This is a genomic window from Peribacillus alkalitolerans, assembly GCF_010882125.1.
GTDB classification, from domain to species: domain Bacteria; phylum Bacillota; class Bacilli; order Bacillales; family DSM-1321; genus Bacillus_BN; species Bacillus_BN alkalitolerans.
Genome location: NZ_JAAGVZ010000001.1, coordinates 227,321 through 250,439 on the forward strand (window position 1 = coordinate 227,321; position 23,119 = coordinate 250,439).

Here is a 23,119-nt window from a genome sequence, read left to right on the forward strand (position 1 = left end):
TGAAGTATGAGGAAGGGAAAACTAAAATATGACTAATCAGGATACAAAAAACCTGCGCAAACTCACAGCACCATATGAAAAACCGGAAATCAAGAGCAGCATTTGGCAAATCGTCAATACGATTGGACCATTTCTACTTATTTGGTTCCTTGCGTATAAAAGTCTTTCCATTTCTTATTGGTTAACAATTGCTTTGGCAGTAATCAATGCTGGGCTACTCACTAGAATTTTCATCATTTTCCATGACTGTTGCCACCACTCTTTCTTTAAAAGCCGCCGTGCGAATAAAATTGTTGGAACAATCACTGGAGTATTGACTGTGTTCCCTTATGATCAATGGGCACACAGCCATTCTGTCCACCATGCCACTAGCAGTAATTTAGATAAACGCGGAACTGGCGATATCTGGATTATGACTATAGATGAATATATGGAAGCTTCTACTATGACAAAATTTGCTTATCGTTTGTATCGTAATCCGTTTGTCATGTTCGTTTTAGGTCCGATTTACATTTTCTTAATCCTAAATAGATTCAATCGAAAAGGCGCTAGACGTAAAGAGCGCATTAACACATATATCACTAACGTTTCTATCGTTGCTTTAATTGGTTTGATGTGTTGGGCAGTTGGTTGGGAAGCATTCCTTTTAGTACAAGGTCCAATCTTTTTAATTTCTGGAATTGCAGGAATCTGGTTGTTTTATGTTCAACATCAATTTGAAGACACGTATTTTGAACACGATGATGAATGGGAGTACGTGAGAGCTGCCGTAGAAGGAAGCTCCTACTACAAGCTTCCAAAAATCCTTCAATGGATGACAGGAAACATAGGTTTTCACCATGTCCATCATTTAAGTCCAAGAGTCCCAAATTATAAGCTGGAAGAAGTTCATAATAATAGCGAACCATTACAGCACGCTCAAACGCTTACGATATCAACTAGCTTACAATCTTTAAAGATGCATCTGTGGGATGAACAAGGGAAGAAGTTTATTGGGTTTAAGGAACTAAAAGCTTTCCAAAATAAAGACCAATTCAGTTCACCTAAATCATCCGTTTAACTTAAAATGTTCTGACAAGAATCCAAGTGTTTCTTTATGATAAGATAACCTTACAAACATTAGAAGGCTCGCCTATTGGCGGGCCTTCATGCAAAGATAGAGGCGTAGTCAAACTCCTACTCCTCCTTTTTACCAATTAATAACTTTCTCGTGAAAGACAAAAAGAGGTCTCCATTATGTTTAAAAGGCTTATTCTCTTCAAAAAGAACACTGGCATCTCCCCTTATATATGGGCAGTTTTAAGCATCTTGCCGTTTTATTTTTTGTTTCAATCGTCTTCACCTAAAGAAATCATCATCGGTAGCTTACTTACCATTCTATTTTTTATTACCTATCGATTTGCCTTTATCTCTAAAAGGTGGTCCGTTTATATATGGACCTGTATCTTGATAAGCATCTCCTTTACGATGACGAGCTTTTTCAGCTACGTGTACTTCGCTTTCTTTATAGCCTACCTCATAGGAAATATAAAAGACCGTATTGCTTTTCTTATCTTATACATCGTTCATCTAATCAGCACAACCGTGGCGATTAACTTTACCATCGTGTTGAACCAAGAAGTTTTTCTAAAACAATTACCATTTATCATCATCATTTGTATAAGCGTCATCCTCCTCCCCTTCAACATCCGTAATCGAAATGAAATGGGGCAGCTGGAAGAAAAGCTGGAGGATGCCAACAAACGAATTTCTGAATTAGTAAAGCTAGAGGAACGTCAAAGAATTGCCCGTGATCTTCATGACACACTCGGTCAAAAGCTATCACTGATCGGTTTAAAAAGTGATTTGGCTAGTAAACTGATACAAAAAGATCCTGATCAAGCCCGGTTTGAACTGAAAGACGTACAACAAACGGCTAGAACTGCTTTGAATGAAGTGAGGAAAATGGTATCTCAAATGCGGGGCATTACTTTGAAGGAGGAACTTGTCTTAGTCAGACAAATCTTGAAAGCTGCACAAATCAAGTATATCGGTCCAGAGCAAATTTCATTAAATAACGTTCCTATCCTCACAGAGAATATATTGAGCATGTGTTTGAAGGAAGCTGTTACCAATGTCGTCAAACACAGTGGAGCATCTACATGCGAAATTCAAATTGAACAGTCCATAAATGAAACGGTTGTGACCGTTCAAGATAACGGTTCCGACAATGTTAAAGAAGCAGATTTTTGCAGAGGGAACGGTTTGCTTGGAATGAGAGAAAGGCTTGAATTCGTCAACGGATCACTGGAAATAGTTTGTCAGGACGGGGTTACTTTAATAATAAGTGTACCAAATGTCGTTAAACAGATGGAACGGGAGGAGCTTGTATGATTCGAATTGTCATAGCTGAAGACCAACGTATGTTGTTGGGCGCACTAGGTTCACTACTCAGTTTGGAAGATGACATGGAAGTGGTTGGAAAGGCAGGCAACGGTGAAGAAGCCGTCTCTCTTGTCCATCGCTTAAAGCCAGATATTTGTATCATGGATATAGAAATGCCAATCAAGACTGGTCTTGATGCTGCGGAAGAAATCCAAGGGTTAGGATGCAAAGTCATCATCTTAACTACCTTTGCCCGCTCTGGTTACTTCCAACGAGCACTAAAAGCGGGTGTAAATGCTTATTTATTAAAGGATAGCCCAAGCGAAGAATTAGCCAGCTCCATTCGAAGCGTCATGGCTGGTAAACGAATCTATGCCCCAGAATTAGTCGACGATGTGTATGCGGAAGAAAATCCTCTCACAGAACGTGAAAAAGAAGTGCTAGTTCTCGTAGCGGATGGAAAAAACACAAAAGAAATTGCAGACGAGCTCAGTATAAAAACCGGAACGGTCCGAAATTATATCTCCACGATTTTAGATAAACTTGAAGTTGGCAACCGGATTGAAGCAATCACCAGGATTAAGGAAAAAGGTTGGTTTAAATAGAATTAATTGGTTGCTGAATTTTGGGATATTACCGAACGTCGGGTACTTATTACCGAACGTGACTGGGATATTACCGAATTGAGGTCATTTATTACCGAACCAATATTGGATATTACCATTTAGAAAAGAAGACGCCCAAAAAGCGTCTTCTTTCTTGTTTCTCAGATATCCTTTACCATCTGTGAGCCTTTGCATTACTCTTGAGTATAATGTTTTTTATCGACATTTCAGTATGCCCATTTACTTGAGATTTTGAACGCTTAGGTCTTGTCCAATTATGGTGAAACCGTTGAGAATGTGGATCTAAATGATCTTTATAGCTCATATTCGTGTCACCTCATAGATTGTATTGGATAAGCTGGGAACTTGATATCCCCAAAGAATATCATTATAAGTATGCAGAAATTTGTCCGGGATTATTCTAAAACAAACTTATAACAGGATGCTTTCATGTATCGAGTATATTGTTGTATTTCAGGACAGAATACCTATTAAGAATGCCAAGAACATCTTTAAGGAGGCATCTACGTGTCATTAGCAATTTGTGTCCTAATCACATGGGTAGTCATCATTGTCCTACATTTAATACCGAAAAAGCTTTCCGAACTGGATATGATATTCCTTTATTTTGTAAATACCATTTTCGAACTTAGCATTTTTACTATCTTACATATTAATCTGCATCGAATATCCGTGAATCATGATGTCGAAAAGTCTTTAGCAGATTTAACCATTCGATTAATCATGATTCCACTTGTTTTTGTCATAACGGCCAATTTAATTTTATATTCATGGAAAAAGCTCAAATGGCTAATAGTTATAGCGATTATTTTAAGCTTTATTCTGATGGGAAAATTAATGGAATCGTTGGACATTATCAAGACTCACAATTGGCACATCGCATATACAATCCTCCTTTTCAGTAGTTATGCACTATTTTCAAGTGTGATGGCCTGGTTGATCACTAGAGTGGATCAGAAAGAAGTGAAAAAAGCATGAAGGTATACGACAATCAATTCAATTCCAATGAGTGGTTCATCATAGTAGGCCTAACTATCGGCATTCTCACAATGATATTCTTACCGAAACGCTTCCCTATGAAAATTTCCATCGTGTATTTTACATGTGGTGTTTTTACCGGTTTTTTCTTTGATCATTCCTTAAGTGTCATCCCAGTCAGCTTTTATGATGTTAATGATAATTCTTCCTATCAGTTCATTGATTTTGTTTCATATATCTCCTATGGGCCTGTCAGTTACATGTTTTTTTATTTTTTTGATCGACTTAAACGGATCTCCATCCCCACCTACATACTCCTCTGGTCTTTGATAAGCACTGGATTAGAAGGGGCCGCTGTCTATTTTGATGTCTTTCACTATAGGTATGGATATAAATTATATTATTCTTTTCCAATATACTTAATTGTACAAAGCATCTGGCTAGTATTATATTTTCGCTATTGTAAAAATGGGGCTCGCATGAGGGTTGAAGCTCAAAGATAAAGAAGGATTTCCAATATGGGGATCCTTTTTCTTATGTTTAAAGTTATTTACTATTTTTACAAAAATTAGTAGAATTCTCTTTTATATACAGATAAAATGAATGTAATGAGTTTTAATTAGCCCATGCCATTAATATAAAACCTTTATTGGAAAAGGAAGTGTTTGCTTGGATGTTTTTGTGGGCAGGCAACCAATTTTCAACGATAAGCTAGAACTGTTTGGCTACGAATTATTAAGTAGAAGTGGGAATGAAAATAAGTATCTTGAGTTTAATGGTGATCAAGCCACACTTGATGTCTTAGTTAATAGTTTTATGATTATCGGGATTGAAAAATTAGCCAACCGAAAAAAGTGCTTTGTAAATTTTACTGAAAATCTAATCCTAGATGACTTACCTACTTATTTTAATAAAGATATTATCGTAGTTGAACTGTTAGAAGATATTAAACCCACTCCAAAAGTTTTAGAGGCATGCGCCCGTCTTAAATCGCTTGGATATACGATTGCACTTGATGATTTTGTTTTAAGAGAAGAAAATGCAGCTCTCTTAGAGTATGCAGACATCATCAAAATAGACTTTTTAAATACAGATCTTAGAAAAGTAGAAGAGATATTAAAAGCTATTGACCATAGGGAAATAAAATTATTAGCGGAAAAAGTTGAAAACAGAGAAGATTATGAGCAGGCACTATCTTTCGGCTTCCACTTATTCCAAGGCTACTTTTTTAGTAAACCAGTTATCATCAACACTAAAGACGTTTCCTCAATTGGTACTCAACAATACTCTCAATTATTAAATAAGATTGACCAACCTGATCCTAATATCAATGAAATTGTTAAGCTAGTGGAAAATGATTTTGCATTAACCTACAGACTGCTTAAAATTGTGAATAGTACCGCCTATCATATGAGAAACAGGATTAACTCTGTAAAACAAGCAATTATAATCCTCGGTCTCAACGAGTTAAGAAAATGGGTAGTGGTGTTGGCTTTCGCTAATAAAATTACCCGAAAGAATTGTGAAGTCATTAAAATCTCTTTATGTAGGGCTAAATTCTCTGAATCAATCGCTAAAATTAAAAAAACTCCTAGTTCAGAATATTTCTTATTAGGATTATTTTCTTTAATCGATACGATTCTTGAACGCCCTATGGAAGATATTTTAGTAGAACTTCCTTTAACCTCACCTATTAAAGAAGCCCTACTTGGAAATTCTAATGATTTAAGTGTGGTCTTGCAATTAATCTCTTCATTAGAACGGGGCAATATGGTAGAAACAAGTGAAGCTAGTAAATTGTTAAATTTAGAAGAAAAAGTGATTTACCAATTTTATCTAGATGCCATTGAATGGTCTGACTCATTGTTAAATTCCATATATTATTTAAACTAAAATATTTTTTCCCAGTAGGCTTCCATCCATCATGGTAGCCTTTTGTATTTCTCCAGCTGATTTAGGAATACTCTAAATAATTCCTCATATATTTCTATTAAAATATCAAAATATGTGAGGTTGAGTTTATGGGGAAATCTATTAAATATTTACTATTCTTTTCCATCTTCCTATTTTCATTCTTTCCAATGATAGCACACGCCTCCCATCCAGCTCATAAAAAAGCCGTTTGTCTAAATGAAGTAACAATACATCACAATGAATTACTATTGAGTGATTTTGTATTCGCGACTGGAGAACATATTAGTAAATATAAACTATCATTCACTTCGCCTACCAATCCACCATCACAATCAGAATTGAAACTCTCATTCATCGTGAATGACAAACTATACGAAAACAAAGATTCACTAAGGATTCTTGATCACACCACTTATATAAGTTTAGACGATTTCACAAGTGCCATAGGAGCAAATTTAGTGACAGACGAAATAACTCATATCCACACAATACATAAAGGGAACAACAAGGTAAACATTAATGAAAATACTAATACCTACGAAATTGTTCAGACTAAGCTTAAAGGTCCCATCAAAGTCATCGATCATGTAATATATATCCCAATTAAAACCTTCTCAAAAAATTTTGGTTTTAGATTCTACGACCTTTCTAAGAACTCTGCATTTAGGATATTGGATGGAAGTCAAAAAATCAGTAATGTTGATTTTTTCAAGATAAACAAAACCGCTTCAACAAAAGAAAAAACAATTTCACCAACAGTCCAACCAAAAACGACTCCTGTAATAAAAAAAGAAACTCCTAAAAAGAAAAAAGTGTATCTAACCTTTGATGATGGACCAAATGTACATACATCGAAGATCCTAAATCTATTAAAGTCAAAAAAAGCAAAAGCTACTTTTTTTGTGATTGAGCCAAATATGAGAAAATTCTCCGGTACTGTTAAACAGATGGTGGCTGAAGGGCATTATATTGGTTTGCACAGTGTTTCTCACGATAAAAATAAACTTTATGGAAAGCCGCAAAATGTGGTCAATGAAATGGAGCAAACAAGGAAGACTTTATATTCCATTACTAAATTGGATAGCCATTTAGTAAGAGTTCCATATGGTAGCAAACCTTATATGACCGATTCATTTCGTAATGGTTTAGTGAACCAACACTTTAAAATGTGGGATTGGAATATCGATACTTTTGATTGGAAGTACCCTAATAATCCTAATGAAATAATAAGAAATGTTAAAACAGGGATCAACACCAAAAAGAACCAAGATAAAATCGTTATCCTCATGCATGATTCGGAAAAAACACTTACCTATTTGCCTACTATAGTAGATTACTTAGTGAATCAAGGTTACTCTCTAGAAGCCTATAATCCAAAAGAACATTTTTCGGTAAATTTTTGGAAGGATGAAAGGCTATAGAATATCAGAAAGTATAGCAACTCCGGAGATTGCTTTAAAAGTTGAGGTTGAATCTAATCGACTAGTAAAATCAGATAATGCATCTATGGAAGGGCTATTATATGAGGAATAAAATAAGGATTATTTTCCTGTAAAAATTACAAAATGACCTTAGTTTAATACTGAGGTCATTTATTAACAACGTTTTTCTTTTTAGACTGTAAATACTTTGCAGGACAGTTCACACATTTACATATATTCTTGTTTAAACTAACTAAGAAAAAATTGATATCTTCTTATTCAATTAACTTTTTCTAACCTTAGGAATTTTCTGATTTTAACGCACAAAAAGGAACTTCTCTTATATTCACTTATTGCATGATGTTCTTCATTTATATATCCACAAGAGAAACAGCTAGAAATGAAATTAATTGCATTAAGTATATTACTTATGATTTCATCTTCCTTTATTTCTTTGTTATCAAATCCTTGGCGAATAGTATTACGCACTTTCATGATCAAGTCTAAAGGAGCATTCCTTAATAATAGAATATCTTCCACATCATAAATAAAGTTATCTTTATTTATATTGATTTGAGATTTAATGGCTTGCAGCTGATCTCCAAATTCTTTTTTTCGAAACATGATATCTAAACAACATGGACAATACTTCTCCTGGAGACTTATCACCTTTTGACCCCTACTTTCCCATTATCCAAAATATAACATATTTATAATTAAAGAATAACCTGTCTATATTATTTTTTACTAGGTAAAATAGACTCATTATTTCATAAAAGATAAAAATAAATGCTGGAGTCATAAAAATGATTCCAGCATTCGGTATTTTATTTTATTACGCGTTGTATACTGTGGTTACTCTATGTTGAGTTGGCATTTCTGCTAATTCAACAGAACGCTTAACACTGTGTTGCGTTGGCATCTCTGCTAGTTCAACAGAGCGCTTAACACTGTGTTGCGTTGGCATCTCTGCTAGTTCAACAGAACGCTTAACACTGTGTTGAGTTGGCATCTCTGCTAATTCAACAGTAGGTTTAACACTGTGTTGAGTTGGCATCTCTGCTAATTCAACAGTAGGTTTAACACTGTGTTGCGTTGGCATTTCTGCAAGCTTGAATCCAGTTGTGCTGAAAACACTAGCAACCCCTAATACACTTAGAGATAAAGCAGAAACTAAAAGAACCTTTTTCATTTAATTCTCCCCTTTTCATAATTAAATTCTATGTATGTATTTCATTATGTAAATATATCATCTTGTGGATAATCTTACCAAATCATTTTTAACAATATTACCTAAGTTTTCATTGTTTTGGAGTTCGAATACTGATAACGATTTGGTATAATATTCTTTCCCCTTTCCCAAATTCCCATTTTTCACATGGTTTAAACCTGTTTGATATAAAAACTCCCCGAATAAGTATAAAACTTCATCATTTATGCACTGATCAATCCCTTTTTCACTAAAGATTAAAGATTCCTCGTATTCACCTATTCTTGAAAGGGATTGTGCAATACCAAATAAGGCCCTTAGCCTAACATGTGGATCTGCTAGACTAGGCAGGTGTTCCATATACTCTAATACTTCCTTTAATAAACTGATTGCTTTTTCAAAGTTTTGAGCTTCTTTCTCTATTAGAGCTATTGCCATTAGAATTTCTATTTCTCGTTCAGTAAGTCCTTTTTTTGTTGGATTAGTAATTTCTATCGCTTCGTATAATCTTTCGATAGAGTAGTCTTTATCCCTTTGTCCAGCTTCTGATAGGTAATAAAAGCATATAGCTTCATGCCATAGCAAAAATTGCCTACTTGAAGGAAAGTTAAAAAGTGGATTTTCTTTTTCTTTTTGAACTATCTCGTTTATTGCATAATAATTGCGCTCACGCTTGTATTTCTTTATTAAATTCATAACGGCTGATACATAATTTAGAGATCCAGCTGAAGCAAAATCGAAAAAATCACTCACTTCAACATTTAACTTACGAGCAAAATGATACAACTGGTCTATAGTAGGATCGATTCGATCCTTTTCAAATAAGATAAGATCTTCTTCAGAGCAAATACCTTCGGCGAGTTCTTCGATTTCTAACCCTTTATACTCTCTTAAGGATCGGAGTATTTCACCAATATTAACGAAATTCTCATTCATTGTTTTCTCCTCCTTATCAAATACAAACTATTACTTTATATTCATTTTGACAGCCATTAATCATAAATTAATTCTCAAATACATGAGGAAAGACCGATTAAAATAATTACTAACCCTCTTTGTGGCTACCCTACTTCCCCAAAACCTTTTAAATTAACACCTTAATATTATCATAATATTTGGAAAAGTATCCATAACAAACTAGTAATATCAGAGGATATATAAGTGAAAGAATATTTTTCAATAAATTTATATAATGTAACTTACTAGATAAAAAATGACGCCGGTTCAATACCGACGTCATTTATGGCCAAAGTCTGAAGTTATTATTTGTCCCACTTATAGAATTCTGCTCCAAGCGAGTCAATTTTATTAATCCTGATATTGCTCTATATAAGGTGTTTCCTTCAAATGCCCTGTCATTTCTTCTATACTATAGGCAAACTCATCATAACGAACACTGTGCAGGGGTAACTGTAGGGCAAGTTTGTTCTTTTTATTGTAAACAGAAACAACCTTAGCACGACGGCTCCAGAAGCGTGTTTTGAAATTTGCTTTTTCAACCATGATTTTCTTAATCTCATGGAGGTTGATACTACTATCATGATCCTTTACAGAATAGACGAGTTCTCTACCAATTATTGAAACAGTCGTATTTTTTGTTTGAGTAATTCTATACAGATGATAGCCTACTACAAGAATTGCAAGGATAGATGTAAGAATTAAATATCCCGGATCCATTGTAGATAAAACTTGGTATCCTCTGAATGCCAACACTACATATAAGAAATAAAACCATTTGCTGAATTTTGGTTTACTTAAGTAATAAACTGTATTGTTGTCTTCTTCATTATCTTCTTCCCGATTTTTCATGAAGTTATAAATGTGCTCATCAACAGTGTGGTCATCAAACATTCCTGCCTCAGTATATGTTCCTTCCCACATATGGACGGAATCATCATCCTCTTCAAGTGCATAGGCACCAATCCAAGCAGGTCGCAACTTGTTATCATTCTCATATCGGGCCAGATAATAACGGATAGGTTGTTTATAATGATTCTCTGTTTCTACCTTATCAATAATATCAATCTTTTCAGCCAGTACGTCATACTCAGCAAGTAAAAAATCGAATAGATGGCTTTTTGCAAAGAAGTGCTGCTTCCCTTCCTTTATAGGGAAGAGATGTTCTTTCCTGATACGTAATAATTCTGTATAGAACATTTCCGAAGATTCGATGTTGGTAGCACACTCCAACAGAACTTCTTCTTCTATTGATACATTTTTCTGCAAACTTGTAATTACAGCGGAAGCTTTAATAATCGGGTCTGAAAACAAGACCGCTTCCTTCACCAATACTTCTGTTTCACTCGTAAAATAATATTCCATTAACGATAGAAGGGTTGCCATATTATAACGGGTTCTTAAGTATTGATTCTTCCATTTTTTGTATACGAGATTCACATTGTAATTATTGTTGTACGTTAAGTAATTTGTCTTATTCCTGTTATAGTCCCCAATGAGGATCGGCATAATGTAACCCGGTTTAAATTGTTGGACCAAATCATTATCCAATGAATATGATAGGATTTTATAGAATGTTTCTTTATAAGTAAGATTTTCAATTTGAGTATAATATTTATCTAGAATCTTCTTTACTAACGAAGGATGCTCAAATAAAGCATCTAACGGAAAAATGACTTCCTTAGACTTTATGTTTTGTTCTAAAATGTCTAGAATGGCCATTTCGCTTTTATGATCGCCCCAGGAACAAATGTAACGGATGGCAATATCCTTTGCTGCTAGACTATACTTTGGATAGTTAGCTACTAGAGTATCTATAAGCTCATAAACTCTAAACTGGCTAATGAAATCCACTAACTGAAAGCTAGGATCATCCCAATTATCAGTAGGCGCATGATAAGGATAAGCCGCTTCCTTAGCTAACCATTCTAATGTGACGTGCTTTACTTCAAGTTCATCATCTTCTTGCATTTCCTGCAATTCATCTATGGCATCCATTCGGACATCTGGATCTGAGTGCTTCAAATCTTCCACAATTTTCTTCAAGTTAAGCTTCAAAGGTTAATCCTCCTAATTTATGTATCTATAAAATAAATATGTATACTTAATTCTAAATAAACTACTGTTAGAATAAGGAAATAACTAGGTATACATTACGTCTTTATTGATTCCTTTTTGTCGGTTGAAAAAAACAAACCAACCTTCTTTTCAAGGTTGGTCTCAATACTTTCATTACCCATTTTTGTATGGAATTCTTGATTTATACTTTTTATTCCATATTCTTTAGTGTTAAGGAAATGGATGTTTCTCCTTTAAGTAGGTTTCTATTATTTGAGGCATCAGTTGAGACTGTATGACGCAATGTAGTAAAGGTAATTTGACTGTTAAAAAAATCTATCGGTGCATTAGCATCAGGAATAATAGTATTTACCAATGCATTAAAATATTCTGGTCCAGTTTCATAGATTTTGGTTTCTATAAATACTTTTCCTTCCGGTGATACTACTGAATCCGGGTCAAAATCATAGAATCCCCAAACCTGAGCATCGAACAGTTTGCCAGTTTTATCGTCTGCAACAGGTGTAAACCTTACACCAGTAAGACCACCATCATTATTAATAAGATTTCCATTCAAAGTTACTTTAAAATCAAAAGGAGTGATATTTTCAATTTTTTCACTAAATTCCAGTCTCAATTTCTCATTGGATATTTGTGTAACGGATATTAGCTCAGGTTTAATATTATCGGACCTATCCACGGTCCTATTAAGAGTAATAGGGAAAGGTTCACTTTCATTTACTGAGGTATTACCCATTTGGTCCTTCAAACCCTTAAGAACTAATGTTGATTGTTGATTATTTTGAACCGTTTCTTCTGGTAGAATAATGGTAATTACATTTCTTGGGGTCATTTTCATCCATTTAATAATGGATCCTGGCGGTAATGGCTTACCGTCTAAAATGTAATTATCTTTATTGTATACACTTGCAGGATTGAGGTTACTCCAATCCATCACAGGGATTTGAATCGTCCTTCCCCCAGAAACAGATGGAGCGAAATATAAGGGAGATTTCTTGTCTTGAAGAATTTCTCTAACCACTTCCTCCGTTGCCCGCGCAGGTATCACATACCTTTCATATAATGGCTGCCTTACTTTGTCACCATATACATCCTTAATGTTCATCTCCAGTGTATTTTTCATTTTTGCGAAAGCATCATATCTTGGCTTTAGTGTAGTTTGATTGATTGTTGGCTTATAAATGATTTCTTCTATTTCCTTGATCTTTTTATAGGAGTCTGCTGCAGCGTATATCGCATTATTAAAAACCCGTGTTCTATAAATCTTCATTGATACCGCATGGAGTTTATTTACCAGTCTGGTTTTTTCTGTGGAATAATTAAGGGTTGAAACTGCTTGATTGGCCTTGTAAAACGCTTGATTGGCTAATGTTAATTCATAACTAATGACATGATATCGATTAGGCGTGGTGTAAAGGGTATGAAGTCTATCCCCAGCAATTTCTGCTTGAGTAACGAGAGAGGTCGCTTGAGAAAGCGTTGCTGCATGTACAGAGGAAGGGAAATTTGAACCAATGGCGAAAATGAATAGTAAAACAACCATCAACACAGTTTTTTTCATTAAACTCCTCCTAAATGGAATTCTTAATAATGATGTTTCATGGATATTTTACTTAAATAAGGAAAATATTTATATGGTAATTTCTAACTGTAAATATGGATTACGGATAGAATATTTGAACTAATTTATCAAAGGGTGAGGATTGGTTATGGAATGGTTCGGAGGGAATTATACAGATTATTACTTTAAAATGTTTTCGTTTAGTCACTTTGTGGTATTGGCCATTTTAGTCATAGTTGCTAGTTGTATCTTCCTGAACAGGAAGAATTTCAATCTAGATAGATGGAGAAAGGTTGAAATCGGTGTCTCTATTTCACTTATATTCATGGAATTGGTCTATCATATTTGGATGTATGTAACTCAAAGCTGGAATCTAGCTTATTCCCTTCCCTTAGAATTATGTAGCATCAGCCTTATCCTTACTGTCATACTTTTACTAAGGCGGAAATTCATAATATACGAGATTTTATTATTTACTGCTTTACTAGGTGCTTCCCAGGCTATACTCACCCCTGTACTAAGCTTTGACTTTCCTCATTTCAGATTCTTTCACTTTTTCTATACCCATTCCATAATCATCTGGGTACCTTTATATTTCACTTGGGTATTGGGGTATAGACCAACTATCTGGTCAGTTGTGAAGGTGTTTATTTTTTTGAATGGTATCATGCCACTCATATTATTGATTAACAAGCTAGTAAACGGAAATTATATGTTTTTAAGCCACAAACCTGATGGCGCAAGTTTATTAGATTACTTAGGTCCACATCCTTGGTATATTTTATTGTTAGAGGGCGTATTGCTTTCACTCAGCTTGATAGTTTGGTTAATATTTAGGGAAAGGTCTGAAGGAAAAAGCATAAATAATGAGCTGGGTATGTAAAGGAGGGGGAGAAAAAATCCCCCTCCTTCTATCATGAATGTAGATACCAGAGAGCTAATATGAAGGAAATTCAATGAAGATCACCATCAAGCATTGCATGTGATGGGTTAAGCATTTTCTTTAATGCAGTTTGGAATAAATTTTTGTAAAAAAATGAGGGTGGCTCCATACATTTTTGAGCCACCCTTTTACCTATTCTGTTATTTCTACAACAAACGGAAATACTCGAACCTTTCCATCCTGTTGGAATTCTCCCCAGATTTTATACTTTCCAGGTTGACTAAATTCGGTTTGGAATATTGGTTTATCGTGATCAGCAGGATGAACGTGCAAGTATTGGTTTGCTTGTTCGTCTATAATCACCACGTGCCCCATGGCACCTAAATATGGTTCTAGGTTCTCCATGTTTAGTTCAAAGTCTAGCGTAACTGGTTCATTTGCTTTCATGGTATTCATTTTTAGTGTTACAGTCTCACCCTCTACCGTCTTCGTTAATGTGTCATCCGCTTTTAAGACGTCTCCATGTTCATGTGAGCCTTCCACATTCCCGACAGTGAATGGTAGAGGATTCACCGTATACTCTAAATCTTTAGGCTTGATATCGACGAATGCTTTGTATTCTCCATCTGGTAAAGCCTGTGTTACCTCAAACTTCCCTTCCCCTAAATCTTGTGGATGTACATGATAATATTGATCAAGGTGGCTATTGACGATTATTAAGTGTAAGAGTTTTTCGTGATTTACTTCTAACTCCGTCACTGGTTTCCCATTCTTGTCTTGAAGAGAAATGTTGATTTTGCCGTTCTCGTAATTTAATGTAGGGTCCACTTCACTTTCATGACTCTCGTGAGAACCCTCCTCCTGATGGGCATGCTCTGATTCTTCTTCATGTCCTGCTTCTTCTCCATGTTCTTCTGAAGCAGTTTCATGTTCATTGCCTTCATGCTCCACTCCCTTTTCCTCTCTAATAAATTCCGCATAAACGGTATAGCCGACAATGACAACCAGCAAATAGAGGGCTGCTGATATAATCCACTTTTTCATCTTTTCAACTCCTCATGAAAGTCTTTATAATTTCACTCTTTGCAAACGAAGGGCGTTTATGACAACCGAAACTGAACTGAAGGCCATCGCAGCACCGGCAAGCCATGGTGCCAGCAGACCAATTGCTGCTATTGGAATTCCAAGCGTATTATAACCAAAAGCCCAGAACAGGTTTTGCTTAATATTACTGATCGTTTTCTTACTCATATAGATGGCGTCAGCGATATTATTCAGGTCACCTCTCATCAATGTGATATCCGCCGCTTCCATTGCTACGTCCGTACCAGTACCAATCGCCATCCCGATATCTGCAATCGCTAAAGCAGGTGCATCGTTGATTCCATCACCAACCATCGCCACTTTCTTGCCTTGGCTTTGGAGCTTTTTCACTTCTTCCGCTTTTCCTTCTGGAAGAACCTCTGCAATGACATTTTCGATTCCGACTTGAGCTGCTATGGCATTAGCAGTCTGTTTGTTGTCCCCTGTAATCATGATGACTTCAAGACCCATATCTCTAAGACGCTTTACCGCTTGTTTGGATGTTTCTTTAACCGTATCAGCAACGGCGACAATTCCAGCATAGCGTCCATCAATGGCAACTAACATGGCAGTCTTGCCTTCTTTTTCAAAGGCAGTCATTTTATCTAACTCATTCTCTACATCCACATTATTATTTTTCATAAGCTTTCTTGTACCAACAAGTAGCTCTTTTCCGTTTACATTTGCTGTGATACCGAATCCTGGAATCGCTTCAAAGCTACCTACACTATGAAAAGTAATGCCTTTTTCCTTTATTCCAGCTGCAATTGCTTCCGCTAAAGGATGCTCGGATTGCTTTTCTGCCGATCCTACTAAGGATAAAAACTCTTCTTCCTTCTGACCTTCTGCCAAAATTACATCCGTTAAGACTGGCGTTCCATTTGTCACAGTTCCAGTTTTATCAAGGATGACAGAAGTAATGCGGTGGGTCATTTCTAGATGCTCTCCGCCTTTAAATAAAATTCCATATTCCGCAGCACGACCTGAACCAGCCATAATCGAAGTAGGTGTTGCCAATCCCAAGGCACACGGACATGCAATGACTAAAACGGCAATTAATTTCTCTAGTGCTTCTGCAAAGTTACCTGGGTCGACCCAAATATACCAAACCAAGAACGTAACCACAGCAATTCCTACAACAATAGGAACGAAAATACCTGAGATTTGGTCGGCCAGTCTTTGGATTGGCGCTTTTGATCCTTGAGCTTCCTCCACCACTTTGATAATTTGTGCCAAAGCAGTATCTTTACCTACCTTGGTAGCTTTTATTTTCAAGAAACCATTCTTATTGATAGTCGCTCCAATAACGGAATCACCAATAGTTTTATCGACAGGAACACTCTCCCCAGTCAGCATCGACTCATCCAGAGCAGAAAGGCCTTCCACGATTTCTCCGTCTACTGGAACCTTTTCGCCAGGCTTCACATAAATGATGTCCCCTACTAGCACATCCTCAAGAGATACTTCTTGTTCAACCCCGTCTCGTAAAACAGTTGCTGTCTTGGCTTGCAAGCCCATCAGTTTTTTAATGGCTTCTGATGATCTTCCTTTAGCTTTCGCCTCGAATAATTTTCCTAGGATGATCAAAGTGATTAAAACCGCGCTTGTTTCAAAATAAAGCTCAACCATATGCTCACTCGTTCTGAATGATTGTATCGATAAATATAAGCTGTAAAAATAGGCTGCAGATGTTCCTAAGGAAACGAGTACATCCATGTTGGCGCTAAAGTTTTTTAACGCTTTATAGGCCCCTACATAGAATTGTTTACCAATGATAAATTGAACTGGTGTAGCGAGTGCCAATTGCACCCATGGATTTATAAACATCTCTGGCAGATAAATGAAAGAAGTAAACTCAAAGTGACTGACCATCGCCCATAATAATGGAATGGATAAGATTAATGAAAAAGCAAATTTCCCTTTTTGATTCTCAATTTCTTTTTCACGTAAGTCTGCTTCATTTTGCTGTTTTCCTTCTTCTTTTACCTTTGCTTCATAACCGAGACTCTCCACTTTCTTGATCATCTGTTGAATAGTGACAGCAGATGGGTCATATTCAACAGTTGCTTTTTCTAGGGCAAGGTTTACATTAGCTTTGGATACACCCGTAACTTTATTTAAACCTTTCTCTATACGTGTCGAACATGCCGCACAGGTCATCCCGATAATATCGAGCTCCACTTTTTCAGCTACAACATCATAGCCAAGGTCCCTGATTTTATCCTGTAGGGCTTGAACATTCGTTTTGGCTGGATTGAACTTAACAGTCGCTTTTTCTAGGGCTAAATTGACGTTAGCTTCCATGACGCCATCTATTTTATTCATTCCTTTTTCAATTCTGACTGCACAAGCAGCACATGTCATGCCAGTAATTTGAAGGCTGGTTTCGCTTGCTTTCAGTGCTTGCTCACTCATATTCTTGTCCTTCCTTTCCTGAGAGGAGGCAAGATACTCCCTCCCCCTATATATTTATGGTTATTCCACCTCGTAGCCTTGATCTTCAATGGTTTCTTTTATTTGAATGACATTGATTTGATTTGGATTAAATTCAACATAGACCTCCGCTTTCGTTAAATCTACCTTCACGCTATTCACTCCATCTAGCTTCCCGACATTTCCTTCAATTGTTTTGACACAATGTCCACATGACATTCCTTTTACCTGTAATGTTACTTGTTCCATCTATATAACCTCCAGTTTTGTTTTTGATTCAAAATGATAATTACACTAATCAGAGAAGAGCTACGATCATTTTTGCGTCTCTTTTCGGATTAATGATTTCTTGTTAATATATTTATACCATACCCCCCTACTGTATGTAAATAAATTAATTTAAAGTATTTTCCATTTTATTAAAATTAGGCACGGAACAAAAAAAAGACATAGCGTAGGCTATGTCTTAATAAAATCTTATTTCAAAGCAGCTTCAACTGCCTTTGCAGCATGTATAGCTGTCGTATCATATAAAGGCACTTTTACATCTTCAGGTTTTATCAGCAATCCAATTTCAGTACAGCCTAAAATGATTCCTTCAGCGCCACTTTCAACTAATCGACTGATAATCTCTAAATACTTCTCTTTTGAAGATTCTTTTACTTCCCCTAGAACTAGTTCATTATAGATGATGTTATGTACGATTTCCCTTTCTTCCACATTCGGGATAATAATCTCTAAATCATAACGATCCTCTAATCTTCCTTTATAAAAATCCTTTTCCATCGTGAAATTAGTACCAAGCAAACCGATAGCCTTTATCTCGTCTTTTTGTATCTCTTCAGCAGTCGCATCCGCAATATGGAGAAGAGGTATGCCGATTTTAGTTTGTATTTCATCAGCTGATATGTGCATAGTATTTGTGCATATTACAATAAAGTCAGCACCTGCTTTCTCCAGTTTTTGAGCAGCATCAACCATTAATTTTGTGGCCTCTTCCCATAGGCCTTTATACTGGAGCTGCTTTATTTCCTCAAAATCAAACGAGTACATTAAACATTTTGCAGAGTGGAGTCCACCAAGTGCTTCTTTTATTTTTTCATTCACAATTTCATAATACAACTTGGATGACTCCCAGCTCATGCCACCGATTAAACCTATTGTTTTCATTAGTTAATTCCCCTTTAAGAATGAATTATTATAAATGTATCACCTTAGAAATGCTGCATATACAAAAATTATGCTACAGGTACATTATTATGAAAATAATTAAACCAGCTTCCCTATACGGAAGCTGGTTCTGCATTTTCAATAAACCGAAATCGTTTGGCCAGTTTGTATCCCTTCTAAACTTTTTCTATAAACTTGATCCACCCTGCTAGCTGAGACTTTTCATACTCGAAAAAATGCTAGTTTTAATCCAAAAACAATAAGGAGAATTCCCGTTAATGAATTGATTAATCGAATTGCACTGGGATCCATAAAATTGGAATACTTATGGATTAAACCAATGAAAACGGTAAAATATATGATCGTTAATAGGAGATGCGTTAATCCTAGCAATAAAAATTGGTTCATGTGATTAGAGTTTGTATCAATAAATTGAGGTAAAAAGCTCAGAAAGAATAGTACCACTTTCGGATTTAGTAAATTAGACATAAAACCTTGACGGAAACAGTGTTCCTGATTGTGTTTACTCAAGTCTCTCCAGTCATCATCCTTGGATTTTGTTCTAATAGATGCTATTGACTTAACCCCAATATAGATAAGATAAATTGCTCCTGAAAATTTAATGATATTAAACAATACTAGAGATTTCTCTAACAAACTTGATAATCCTATAATAGCTATGAAGAGATGCATTAGGATGGCGCTGCAAATCCCTAATATCGTCTTTGCTCCACCTTTCTTCCCATAGCTAATTGTATTTGCTAATGCCAAGGCCATATCAGGTCCTGGAATCAATAAAAGACAAATTGAAGTAAAGATAAATAATACATAAGTTTCCATAAGATTAATCCCTTCATCATTTAATGATTCCAATTTTATTACTTTAACTCGGAAAAATTAATGGACTATCAAAGGTCTTTTCACCTTATTTCTTTCAAATATAAGATATTTTCAATGTGTTTCTTACAATATCACTGAAATAATCGGGAGGCCAGAAATGATTAAGGAGAACCCTTTTAAATGGGGTTCTCCTAAGAGTAATCAATAGTAATTTGGAATTGTAACATTCTAATCTAGAAAATAAAAAAGCGATACTCATATCAGAAGCATCGCAATTCCCTCATTATTCATATAATATCCTTTATGCTATTTCCGCCTCACTTCAACTATTTAAATAAATCAACATAAAACGCGTAAGCCATCGTGGCACTATGAAAGCTAATCCAAAAGTAATCATCATGTATTTGAATATTTTCTTCATATATGTAGTTTGATTTAATCATTTAACTTGCATTCTTAAAGATTGCTTAAGCTTAAACTATTTTCTGTTTCCGAGACTCCAATACGATATTTTCATCTATCTTTTCAAAGATCTGCTCCACTTTATCTTTGTCCTTCAAAATCATCTTCCTATTTTCTTCAACCAATTCTCGTAATGTTTTCTTTTTCACTATAAATATTCCTTTCATAAAACCAAGAAGTTATTTCAGTTTGCTTAGAGCTACTGATACAAATTTTCTTATTTCAGCTTCATCCTTAGGATCAGGATTGAACTCAATTTTTAATGGGTCAATGATAGAAATTCCACCTTGTTTTTCAATCAGGAGCTTCAGTTGATCGAGGGCCCCGCAAAAATCTGGATATGAGGTATCACCTGAACCAAAGATCGCAATCGGCTGCTGATTAAGTTCTAATTCCTCTAATTCCTCAATAATATCTAAACATTCGTCAGGGTATTCCCCATCTTCAAACGAATAGATGCCCGCTTCTTTTACAGCAACAATAAATGGAATCACGTGTGGATAAAACGGCAGTTGACCCTTTATCAAACATACCCAACACCCTTATTCACCATTACCCATTCAATAACAGACTGGGTAAATTGATTACATTCTTCAATTTGTTGTTCTGTTTCAGGGCTAAACTCAATTTTCAACCTAGGGCCAAAAACCTTCGCCCCTCTTTCTTCTAACTTTTTTGCAAGAGTGTCCACTGCCATACAAAACTTGGGATAGGCACTATCCCCTGAGCCAAAGCATGCTGCATTTACTCCAGCTAAATGTAATCCATTCAGATCTTCAAAAAAGTCCTCTGCTTCATAAGGAAGATCTCCATCCCCCCATGTATAAGCCCCAATAAAAATACAATCATAATCTACTAATGTTTCTACCTCTACTGTATCTAGACATTCCATTTCCACCTCACAACCTGAGGAAAGAAGAACATTTTTTATTACATTTGCTATATCTTCTGTATTCCCCGACATACTTACATACCCTATAAAGGTTTTCATTAACACACCACCTAATTGATAACCGTTTTCATTTATAGATATAATAAATGATAATGATTATCAATGTCAATGATATTCATTTTAAAATAATATCTAAAAAAAGGTCAATAATCATGATTTCGTACATATAATTTCTTGAAATTGCATGAAAAAGGAGGATGTTAATGTCAATAAAATCAAATGGCTTACGTCTACGGAGAATTCAAAGGCTTGCCCATGAAATTATGGACGAAGTGAATTTTAAGAATGAGCAAAGACCAGCTGAGACATTAAACCTTGTAATTGATAACCTGTCTCGTGCAATAGGAGATTTAGCCGATCCTTCAGGGAACTATTCACTAGATTATTTGGAAGAAAAAGTAGCAAATGCCCATTCCTTACTTTTTGAAAAGAAAAAAACGAGGATTTATTGATGGAACATAAAAACACGGCAGATGAGTCTGCCGTGTCCTGTTATTAACGGATAGAAAAGTGAGAACCAACATTACTTGTACGTTCCTGTTATCAGATAATGCCCTCTTCCTTTAATATCTCTTCTAATGCATCAACAATTTCAGAATCATACTGTATCCCGGACAGTCTTTTTAATTCATCTATTGCATAATGGGGATTAAATGCATTCCTATATGCTCTATTATCTGTCATAGCATCATAAGAATCACAGACTCCTATTATCTTAGCTTCTAAAGTGATTTGATCACACTTTAAACCAAATGGATACCCAGAACCATCAATCCGTTCATGATGTTGCCTAATGATATCTATTATATGGCTGTAGCCCGTAGTGCTTACTATATCTGCACCATCTCCAGGATGCTTCTTGATACAATTGTATTCCTCGTTCGTTAATCTACCAGGTTTATTTAAAATTTCATCTGGGACATTGATTTTGCCAATATCATGAAGTTCTGCGGCTAAATATAATCTTTTTATCATCTCTGAATCTAAATTTAATTTTTTTGCCACTTTAATAGATAATTCCGCTACTTTTTCACTATGATTATAAGTAAACCGGTCCTTGGTTTCGACTTTTTTAGTTAATTCCTTGAGCGCCCGATAATCTTCACTAACTTTTTTGAAAGTTGGTTCATTAATGACCCATAAATAAGTAACATCTGTTATGGCTTTGAAAAATTTTGATTCTTTCAAACCTTTAACGGTGAAATAATCATTTGCCTTAAGGACTTGTTTATTACCGTGGTTATCATATTCCAATTCACCATTTAAAATATAAACAAATTCAAATGTTTCAGGATCATTACTTGGATATACATGGAACATTTTATCTTTATATACAGTCTGGAGCATGATATCTACTCCATTATCACGTCCTAAAAGACTTAATTCATTTGAATTTTGATTGATTATGTCAAGATTACTTCCCTCATTAAAAACTATTAATCCATCATCCACAAATAATTCTCCTTTTAGTAAAAACATAAAACGGATTCTATAGAATAGGAATCCGCTTTAATAATAACATCAATTGAAATCAAATGTGCAAGTTTACATTATGTCCCAATAACCTGAATCGGGTCAATCCATACCCACTTATGTGCGATTTTTACATACTTCCATACACATTCAGCTTCCACACCTAATGCAGCAGCCTCTTCAATGGTTTCAGCTGTCATTTTTCTAGTCAGTATATCCAAATCAACAATTAGTTGATCCAATTCTGAATGGAATTGAGCTGTACGGTCAGCAAAGTATTGTGATTTTCCACTTAAAGTACTTTCAAGTGATGCAACATCAGAGTCAATCTTCGCAAGCTCTGCTTTAATAGTATCAATTTTTTCTTGTTCAACTGCGACTAGTAATTCAGCTTCTAGGCTGGATTGTTGCTCCCTTAAAGATACGATAGCATCTGATCCTTGTATGGATGCAATATCTTCAAAATACTTTGCCTGAAGTATATTAGCTTCTTGTACAGTTTTCTCAATTTCCTCATCAATCGCAACATTAGTTGTTTCAATTAGTTCTAATGCTTTTTCAACATCATTGGTTTCAGAAGCCAGTGCACTCGTTCCGTAAGTGAATAATAATAAGAATGAAAATAACAATGCAGATAATTTTTTCATCTTTCCCTCCAAATATCCCGAGACAAAATGCTCATGTAATAAATACCATTATAAAGATTATTTCCC

The 23,119-nt window shown here is 35.4% G+C and carries 24 protein-coding genes; 8 read left to right on the plus strand and 16 right to left on the minus strand.

Features of this window, described 5'->3' with window-relative positions; genetic code table 11:
• Positions 1-28: 28 nt before the first annotated feature.
• The 3 genes from desA to G3O09_RS01155 all read left to right on the plus strand — a co-directional run bounded on the left by desA (position 29) and on the right by G3O09_RS01155 (position 2,969).
• Positions 29-1,060: a Delta(5) desaturase DesA gene (gene desA / locus G3O09_RS01145; protein WP_163099217.1), complete on the plus strand. Its 1,032-nt coding sequence runs from the start codon at positions 29-31 to the stop codon at positions 1,058-1,060.
• Between the two features lie 176 nt (positions 1,061-1,236).
• Positions 1,237-2,373, plus strand: coding sequence for a sensor histidine kinase (locus G3O09_RS01150; protein WP_163099219.1), 1,137 nt, complete (start codon positions 1,237-1,239; stop codon positions 2,371-2,373).
• Complete coding sequence (locus tag G3O09_RS01155; protein ID WP_163099221.1) at positions 2,370-2,969, plus strand: response regulator transcription factor; 600 nt, start codon at positions 2,370-2,372, stop codon at positions 2,967-2,969. The genes G3O09_RS01150 and G3O09_RS01155 overlap by 4 nt, the downstream gene beginning before the upstream one ends.
• 172 nt (positions 2,970-3,141) lie before the next feature.
• Here G3O09_RS01155 and G3O09_RS01160 read toward each other — a convergent pair whose 3' ends face one another.
• Positions 3,142-3,294 carry a YpzG family protein gene (locus G3O09_RS01160; protein ID WP_163099223.1) on the minus strand — a complete coding sequence of 51 codons (153 nt, stop codon included), beginning with the start codon at positions 3,292-3,294 and terminating at the stop codon, positions 3,142-3,144.
• A gap of 203 nt (positions 3,295-3,497) precedes the next feature.
• Between G3O09_RS01160 and G3O09_RS01165 the strand changes: the two genes are divergently transcribed.
• From G3O09_RS01165 to G3O09_RS01175, 3 genes are all read left to right on the plus strand, one after another.
• The gene (locus G3O09_RS01165) at positions 3,498-3,968 is read left to right on the plus strand and encodes a hypothetical protein (RefSeq protein WP_163099230.1); all 471 of its coding nucleotides are present in this window, start codon (positions 3,498-3,500) and stop codon (positions 3,966-3,968) included.
• A gap of 669 nt (positions 3,969-4,637) precedes the next feature.
• A complete protein-coding gene (locus G3O09_RS01170; RefSeq protein WP_163099231.1) occupies positions 4,638-5,861 on the plus strand; it encodes an EAL and HDOD domain-containing protein in 1,224 nt (407 codons plus the stop codon).
• 128 nt (positions 5,862-5,989) lie between these two features.
• A complete protein-coding gene (locus G3O09_RS01175; protein WP_163099232.1) occupies positions 5,990-7,303 on the plus strand; it encodes a polysaccharide deacetylase family protein in 1,314 nt (437 codons plus the stop codon).
• Between the two features lie 279 nt (positions 7,304-7,582).
• Here G3O09_RS01175 and G3O09_RS01180 read toward each other — a convergent pair whose 3' ends face one another.
• The 5 genes from G3O09_RS01180 to G3O09_RS01200 all read right to left on the minus strand — a co-directional run bounded on the left by G3O09_RS01180 (position 7,583) and on the right by G3O09_RS01200 (position 13,110).
• Complete coding sequence (locus G3O09_RS01180; protein ID WP_163099233.1) at positions 7,583-7,972, minus strand: hypothetical protein; 390 nt, start codon at positions 7,970-7,972, stop codon at positions 7,583-7,585.
• A 166-nt stretch (positions 7,973-8,138) separates the two neighbouring features.
• On the minus strand, positions 8,139-8,495 hold the full coding sequence (locus tag G3O09_RS01185; protein ID WP_163099234.1) for a hypothetical protein: 357 nt from the start codon (positions 8,493-8,495) through the stop codon (positions 8,139-8,141).
• A gap of 57 nt (positions 8,496-8,552) precedes the next feature.
• Positions 8,553-9,449 carry a helix-turn-helix domain-containing protein gene (locus tag G3O09_RS01190; RefSeq protein WP_163099235.1) on the minus strand — a complete coding sequence of 299 codons (897 nt, stop codon included), beginning with the start codon at positions 9,447-9,449 and terminating at the stop codon, positions 8,553-8,555.
• 372 nt (positions 9,450-9,821) lie between these two features.
• The gene (locus tag G3O09_RS01195) at positions 9,822-11,528 is read right to left on the minus strand and encodes a hypothetical protein (protein WP_163099236.1); all 1,707 of its coding nucleotides are present in this window, start codon (positions 11,526-11,528) and stop codon (positions 9,822-9,824) included.
• Between the two features lie 211 nt (positions 11,529-11,739).
• Positions 11,740-13,110, minus strand: coding sequence for a hypothetical protein (locus G3O09_RS01200; RefSeq protein ID WP_163099237.1), 1,371 nt, complete (start codon positions 13,108-13,110; stop codon positions 11,740-11,742).
• A gap of 148 nt (positions 13,111-13,258) precedes the next feature.
• Between G3O09_RS01200 and G3O09_RS01205 the strand changes: the two genes are divergently transcribed.
• Complete coding sequence (locus tag G3O09_RS01205; RefSeq protein ID WP_163099238.1) at positions 13,259-13,993, plus strand: YwaF family protein; 735 nt, start codon at positions 13,259-13,261, stop codon at positions 13,991-13,993.
• Between the two features lie 192 nt (positions 13,994-14,185).
• Here the strand turns inward: G3O09_RS01205 and G3O09_RS01210 are convergent, their stop codons facing one another.
• The 8 genes from G3O09_RS01210 to G3O09_RS01245 all read right to left on the minus strand — a co-directional run bounded on the left by G3O09_RS01210 (position 14,186) and on the right by G3O09_RS01245 (position 20,972).
• Positions 14,186-15,037, minus strand: coding sequence for a hypothetical protein (locus G3O09_RS01210; protein ID WP_163099239.1), 852 nt, complete (start codon positions 15,035-15,037; stop codon positions 14,186-14,188).
• A gap of 24 nt (positions 15,038-15,061) precedes the next feature.
• Positions 15,062-17,491 (minus strand): heavy metal translocating P-type ATPase, encoded by a 2,430-nt coding sequence (locus G3O09_RS01215; RefSeq protein ID WP_163099240.1) that lies wholly within the window; start codon positions 17,489-17,491, stop codon positions 15,062-15,064.
• Positions 17,492-17,551: 60 nt separating this feature from the next.
• Positions 17,552-17,758 (minus strand): copper chaperone CopZ, encoded by a 207-nt coding sequence (gene copZ / locus G3O09_RS01220; protein WP_163099241.1) that lies wholly within the window; start codon positions 17,756-17,758, stop codon positions 17,552-17,554.
• Positions 17,759-17,986: 228 nt separating this feature from the next.
• On the minus strand, positions 17,987-18,679 hold the full coding sequence (locus G3O09_RS01225) for an aspartate/glutamate racemase family protein (protein ID WP_163099243.1): 693 nt from the start codon (positions 18,677-18,679) through the stop codon (positions 17,987-17,989).
• Between the two features lie 222 nt (positions 18,680-18,901).
• On the minus strand, positions 18,902-19,519 hold the full coding sequence (locus tag G3O09_RS01230; protein ID WP_163099245.1) for a LysE family translocator: 618 nt from the start codon (positions 19,517-19,519) through the stop codon (positions 18,902-18,904).
• 473 nt (positions 19,520-19,992) lie between these two features.
• Positions 19,993-20,130 carry an FbpB family small basic protein gene (locus tag G3O09_RS01235; RefSeq protein ID WP_240338291.1) on the minus strand — a complete coding sequence of 46 codons (138 nt, stop codon included), beginning with the start codon at positions 20,128-20,130 and terminating at the stop codon, positions 19,993-19,995.
• A 30-nt stretch (positions 20,131-20,160) separates the two neighbouring features.
• A complete protein-coding gene (locus G3O09_RS01240) occupies positions 20,161-20,508 on the minus strand; it encodes a flavodoxin domain-containing protein (RefSeq protein WP_163099247.1) in 348 nt (115 codons plus the stop codon).
• On the minus strand, positions 20,505-20,972 hold the full coding sequence (locus tag G3O09_RS01245; RefSeq protein ID WP_163099249.1) for a flavodoxin: 468 nt from the start codon (positions 20,970-20,972) through the stop codon (positions 20,505-20,507). Before G3O09_RS01245 ends, G3O09_RS01240 begins: the two co-directional genes overlap by 4 nt.
• A 164-nt stretch (positions 20,973-21,136) precedes the next feature.
• Between G3O09_RS01245 and G3O09_RS01250 the strand changes: the two genes are divergently transcribed.
• Positions 21,137-21,385: a hypothetical protein gene (locus G3O09_RS01250; RefSeq protein ID WP_420850311.1), complete on the plus strand. Its 249-nt coding sequence runs from the start codon at positions 21,137-21,139 to the stop codon at positions 21,383-21,385.
• Positions 21,386-21,476: 91 nt separating this feature from the next.
• Here the strand turns inward: G3O09_RS01250 and G3O09_RS01255 are convergent, their stop codons facing one another.
• Positions 21,477-22,385: an HD-GYP domain-containing protein gene (locus tag G3O09_RS01255; RefSeq protein WP_240338292.1), complete on the minus strand. Its 909-nt coding sequence runs from the start codon at positions 22,383-22,385 to the stop codon at positions 21,477-21,479.
• Positions 22,386-22,483: 98 nt separating this feature from the next.
• The gene (locus G3O09_RS01260) at positions 22,484-23,053 is read right to left on the minus strand and encodes a 14-3-3 family protein (protein WP_163099252.1); all 570 of its coding nucleotides are present in this window, start codon (positions 23,051-23,053) and stop codon (positions 22,484-22,486) included.
• Positions 23,054-23,119: the final 66 nt, after the last annotated feature.

Excerpts from the sequence above, each read along its gene's own strand:
- copZ (WP_163099241.1), bottom strand. The coding sequence starts at position 17,758 with ATGGAACAAGTAACATTACAGGTAAAAGGAATGTCATGTGGACATTGT.
- G3O09_RS01260 (WP_163099252.1), bottom strand. The coding sequence starts at position 23,053 with ATGAAAAAATTATCTGCATTGTTATTTTCATTCTTATTATTATTCACT.
- G3O09_RS01250 (WP_420850311.1), top strand. The coding sequence starts at position 21,137 with ATGTCAATAAAATCAAATGGCTTACGTCTACGGAGAATTCAAAGGCTT.
- G3O09_RS01205 (WP_163099238.1), top strand. The coding sequence starts at position 13,259 with ATGGAATGGTTCGGAGGGAATTATACAGATTATTACTTTAAAATGTTT.
- G3O09_RS01210 (WP_163099239.1), bottom strand. The coding sequence starts at position 15,037 with ATGAAAAAGTGGATTATATCAGCAGCCCTCTATTTGCTGGTTGTCATT.
- desA (WP_163099217.1), top strand. The coding sequence starts at position 29 with ATGACTAATCAGGATACAAAAAACCTGCGCAAACTCACAGCACCATAT.
- G3O09_RS01225 (WP_163099243.1), bottom strand. The coding sequence starts at position 18,679 with ATGAAAACAATAGGTTTAATCGGTGGCATGAGCTGGGAGTCATCCAAG.
- G3O09_RS01190 (WP_163099235.1), bottom strand. The coding sequence starts at position 9,449 with ATGAATGAGAATTTCGTTAATATTGGTGAAATACTCCGATCCTTAAGA.
- G3O09_RS01215 (WP_163099240.1), bottom strand. The coding sequence starts at position 17,491 with ATGAGTGAGCAAGCACTGAAAGCAAGCGAAACCAGCCTTCAAATTACT.
- G3O09_RS01200 (WP_163099237.1), bottom strand. The coding sequence starts at position 13,110 with ATGAAAAAAACTGTGTTGATGGTTGTTTTACTATTCATTTTCGCCATT.
- G3O09_RS01230 (WP_163099245.1), bottom strand. The coding sequence starts at position 19,519 with ATGGAAACTTATGTATTATTTATCTTTACTTCAATTTGTCTTTTATTG.
- G3O09_RS01155 (WP_163099221.1), top strand. The coding sequence starts at position 2,370 with ATGATTCGAATTGTCATAGCTGAAGACCAACGTATGTTGTTGGGCGCA.
- G3O09_RS01245 (WP_163099249.1), bottom strand. The coding sequence starts at position 20,972 with ATGAAAACCTTTATAGGGTATGTAAGTATGTCGGGGAATACAGAAGAT.
- G3O09_RS01185 (WP_163099234.1), bottom strand. The coding sequence starts at position 8,495 with ATGAAAAAGGTTCTTTTAGTTTCTGCTTTATCTCTAAGTGTATTAGGG.
- G3O09_RS01175 (WP_163099232.1), top strand. The coding sequence starts at position 5,990 with ATGGGGAAATCTATTAAATATTTACTATTCTTTTCCATCTTCCTATTT.
- G3O09_RS01160 (WP_163099223.1), bottom strand. The coding sequence starts at position 3,294 with ATGAGCTATAAAGATCATTTAGATCCACATTCTCAACGGTTTCACCAT.
- G3O09_RS01150 (WP_163099219.1), top strand. The coding sequence starts at position 1,237 with ATGTTTAAAAGGCTTATTCTCTTCAAAAAGAACACTGGCATCTCCCCT.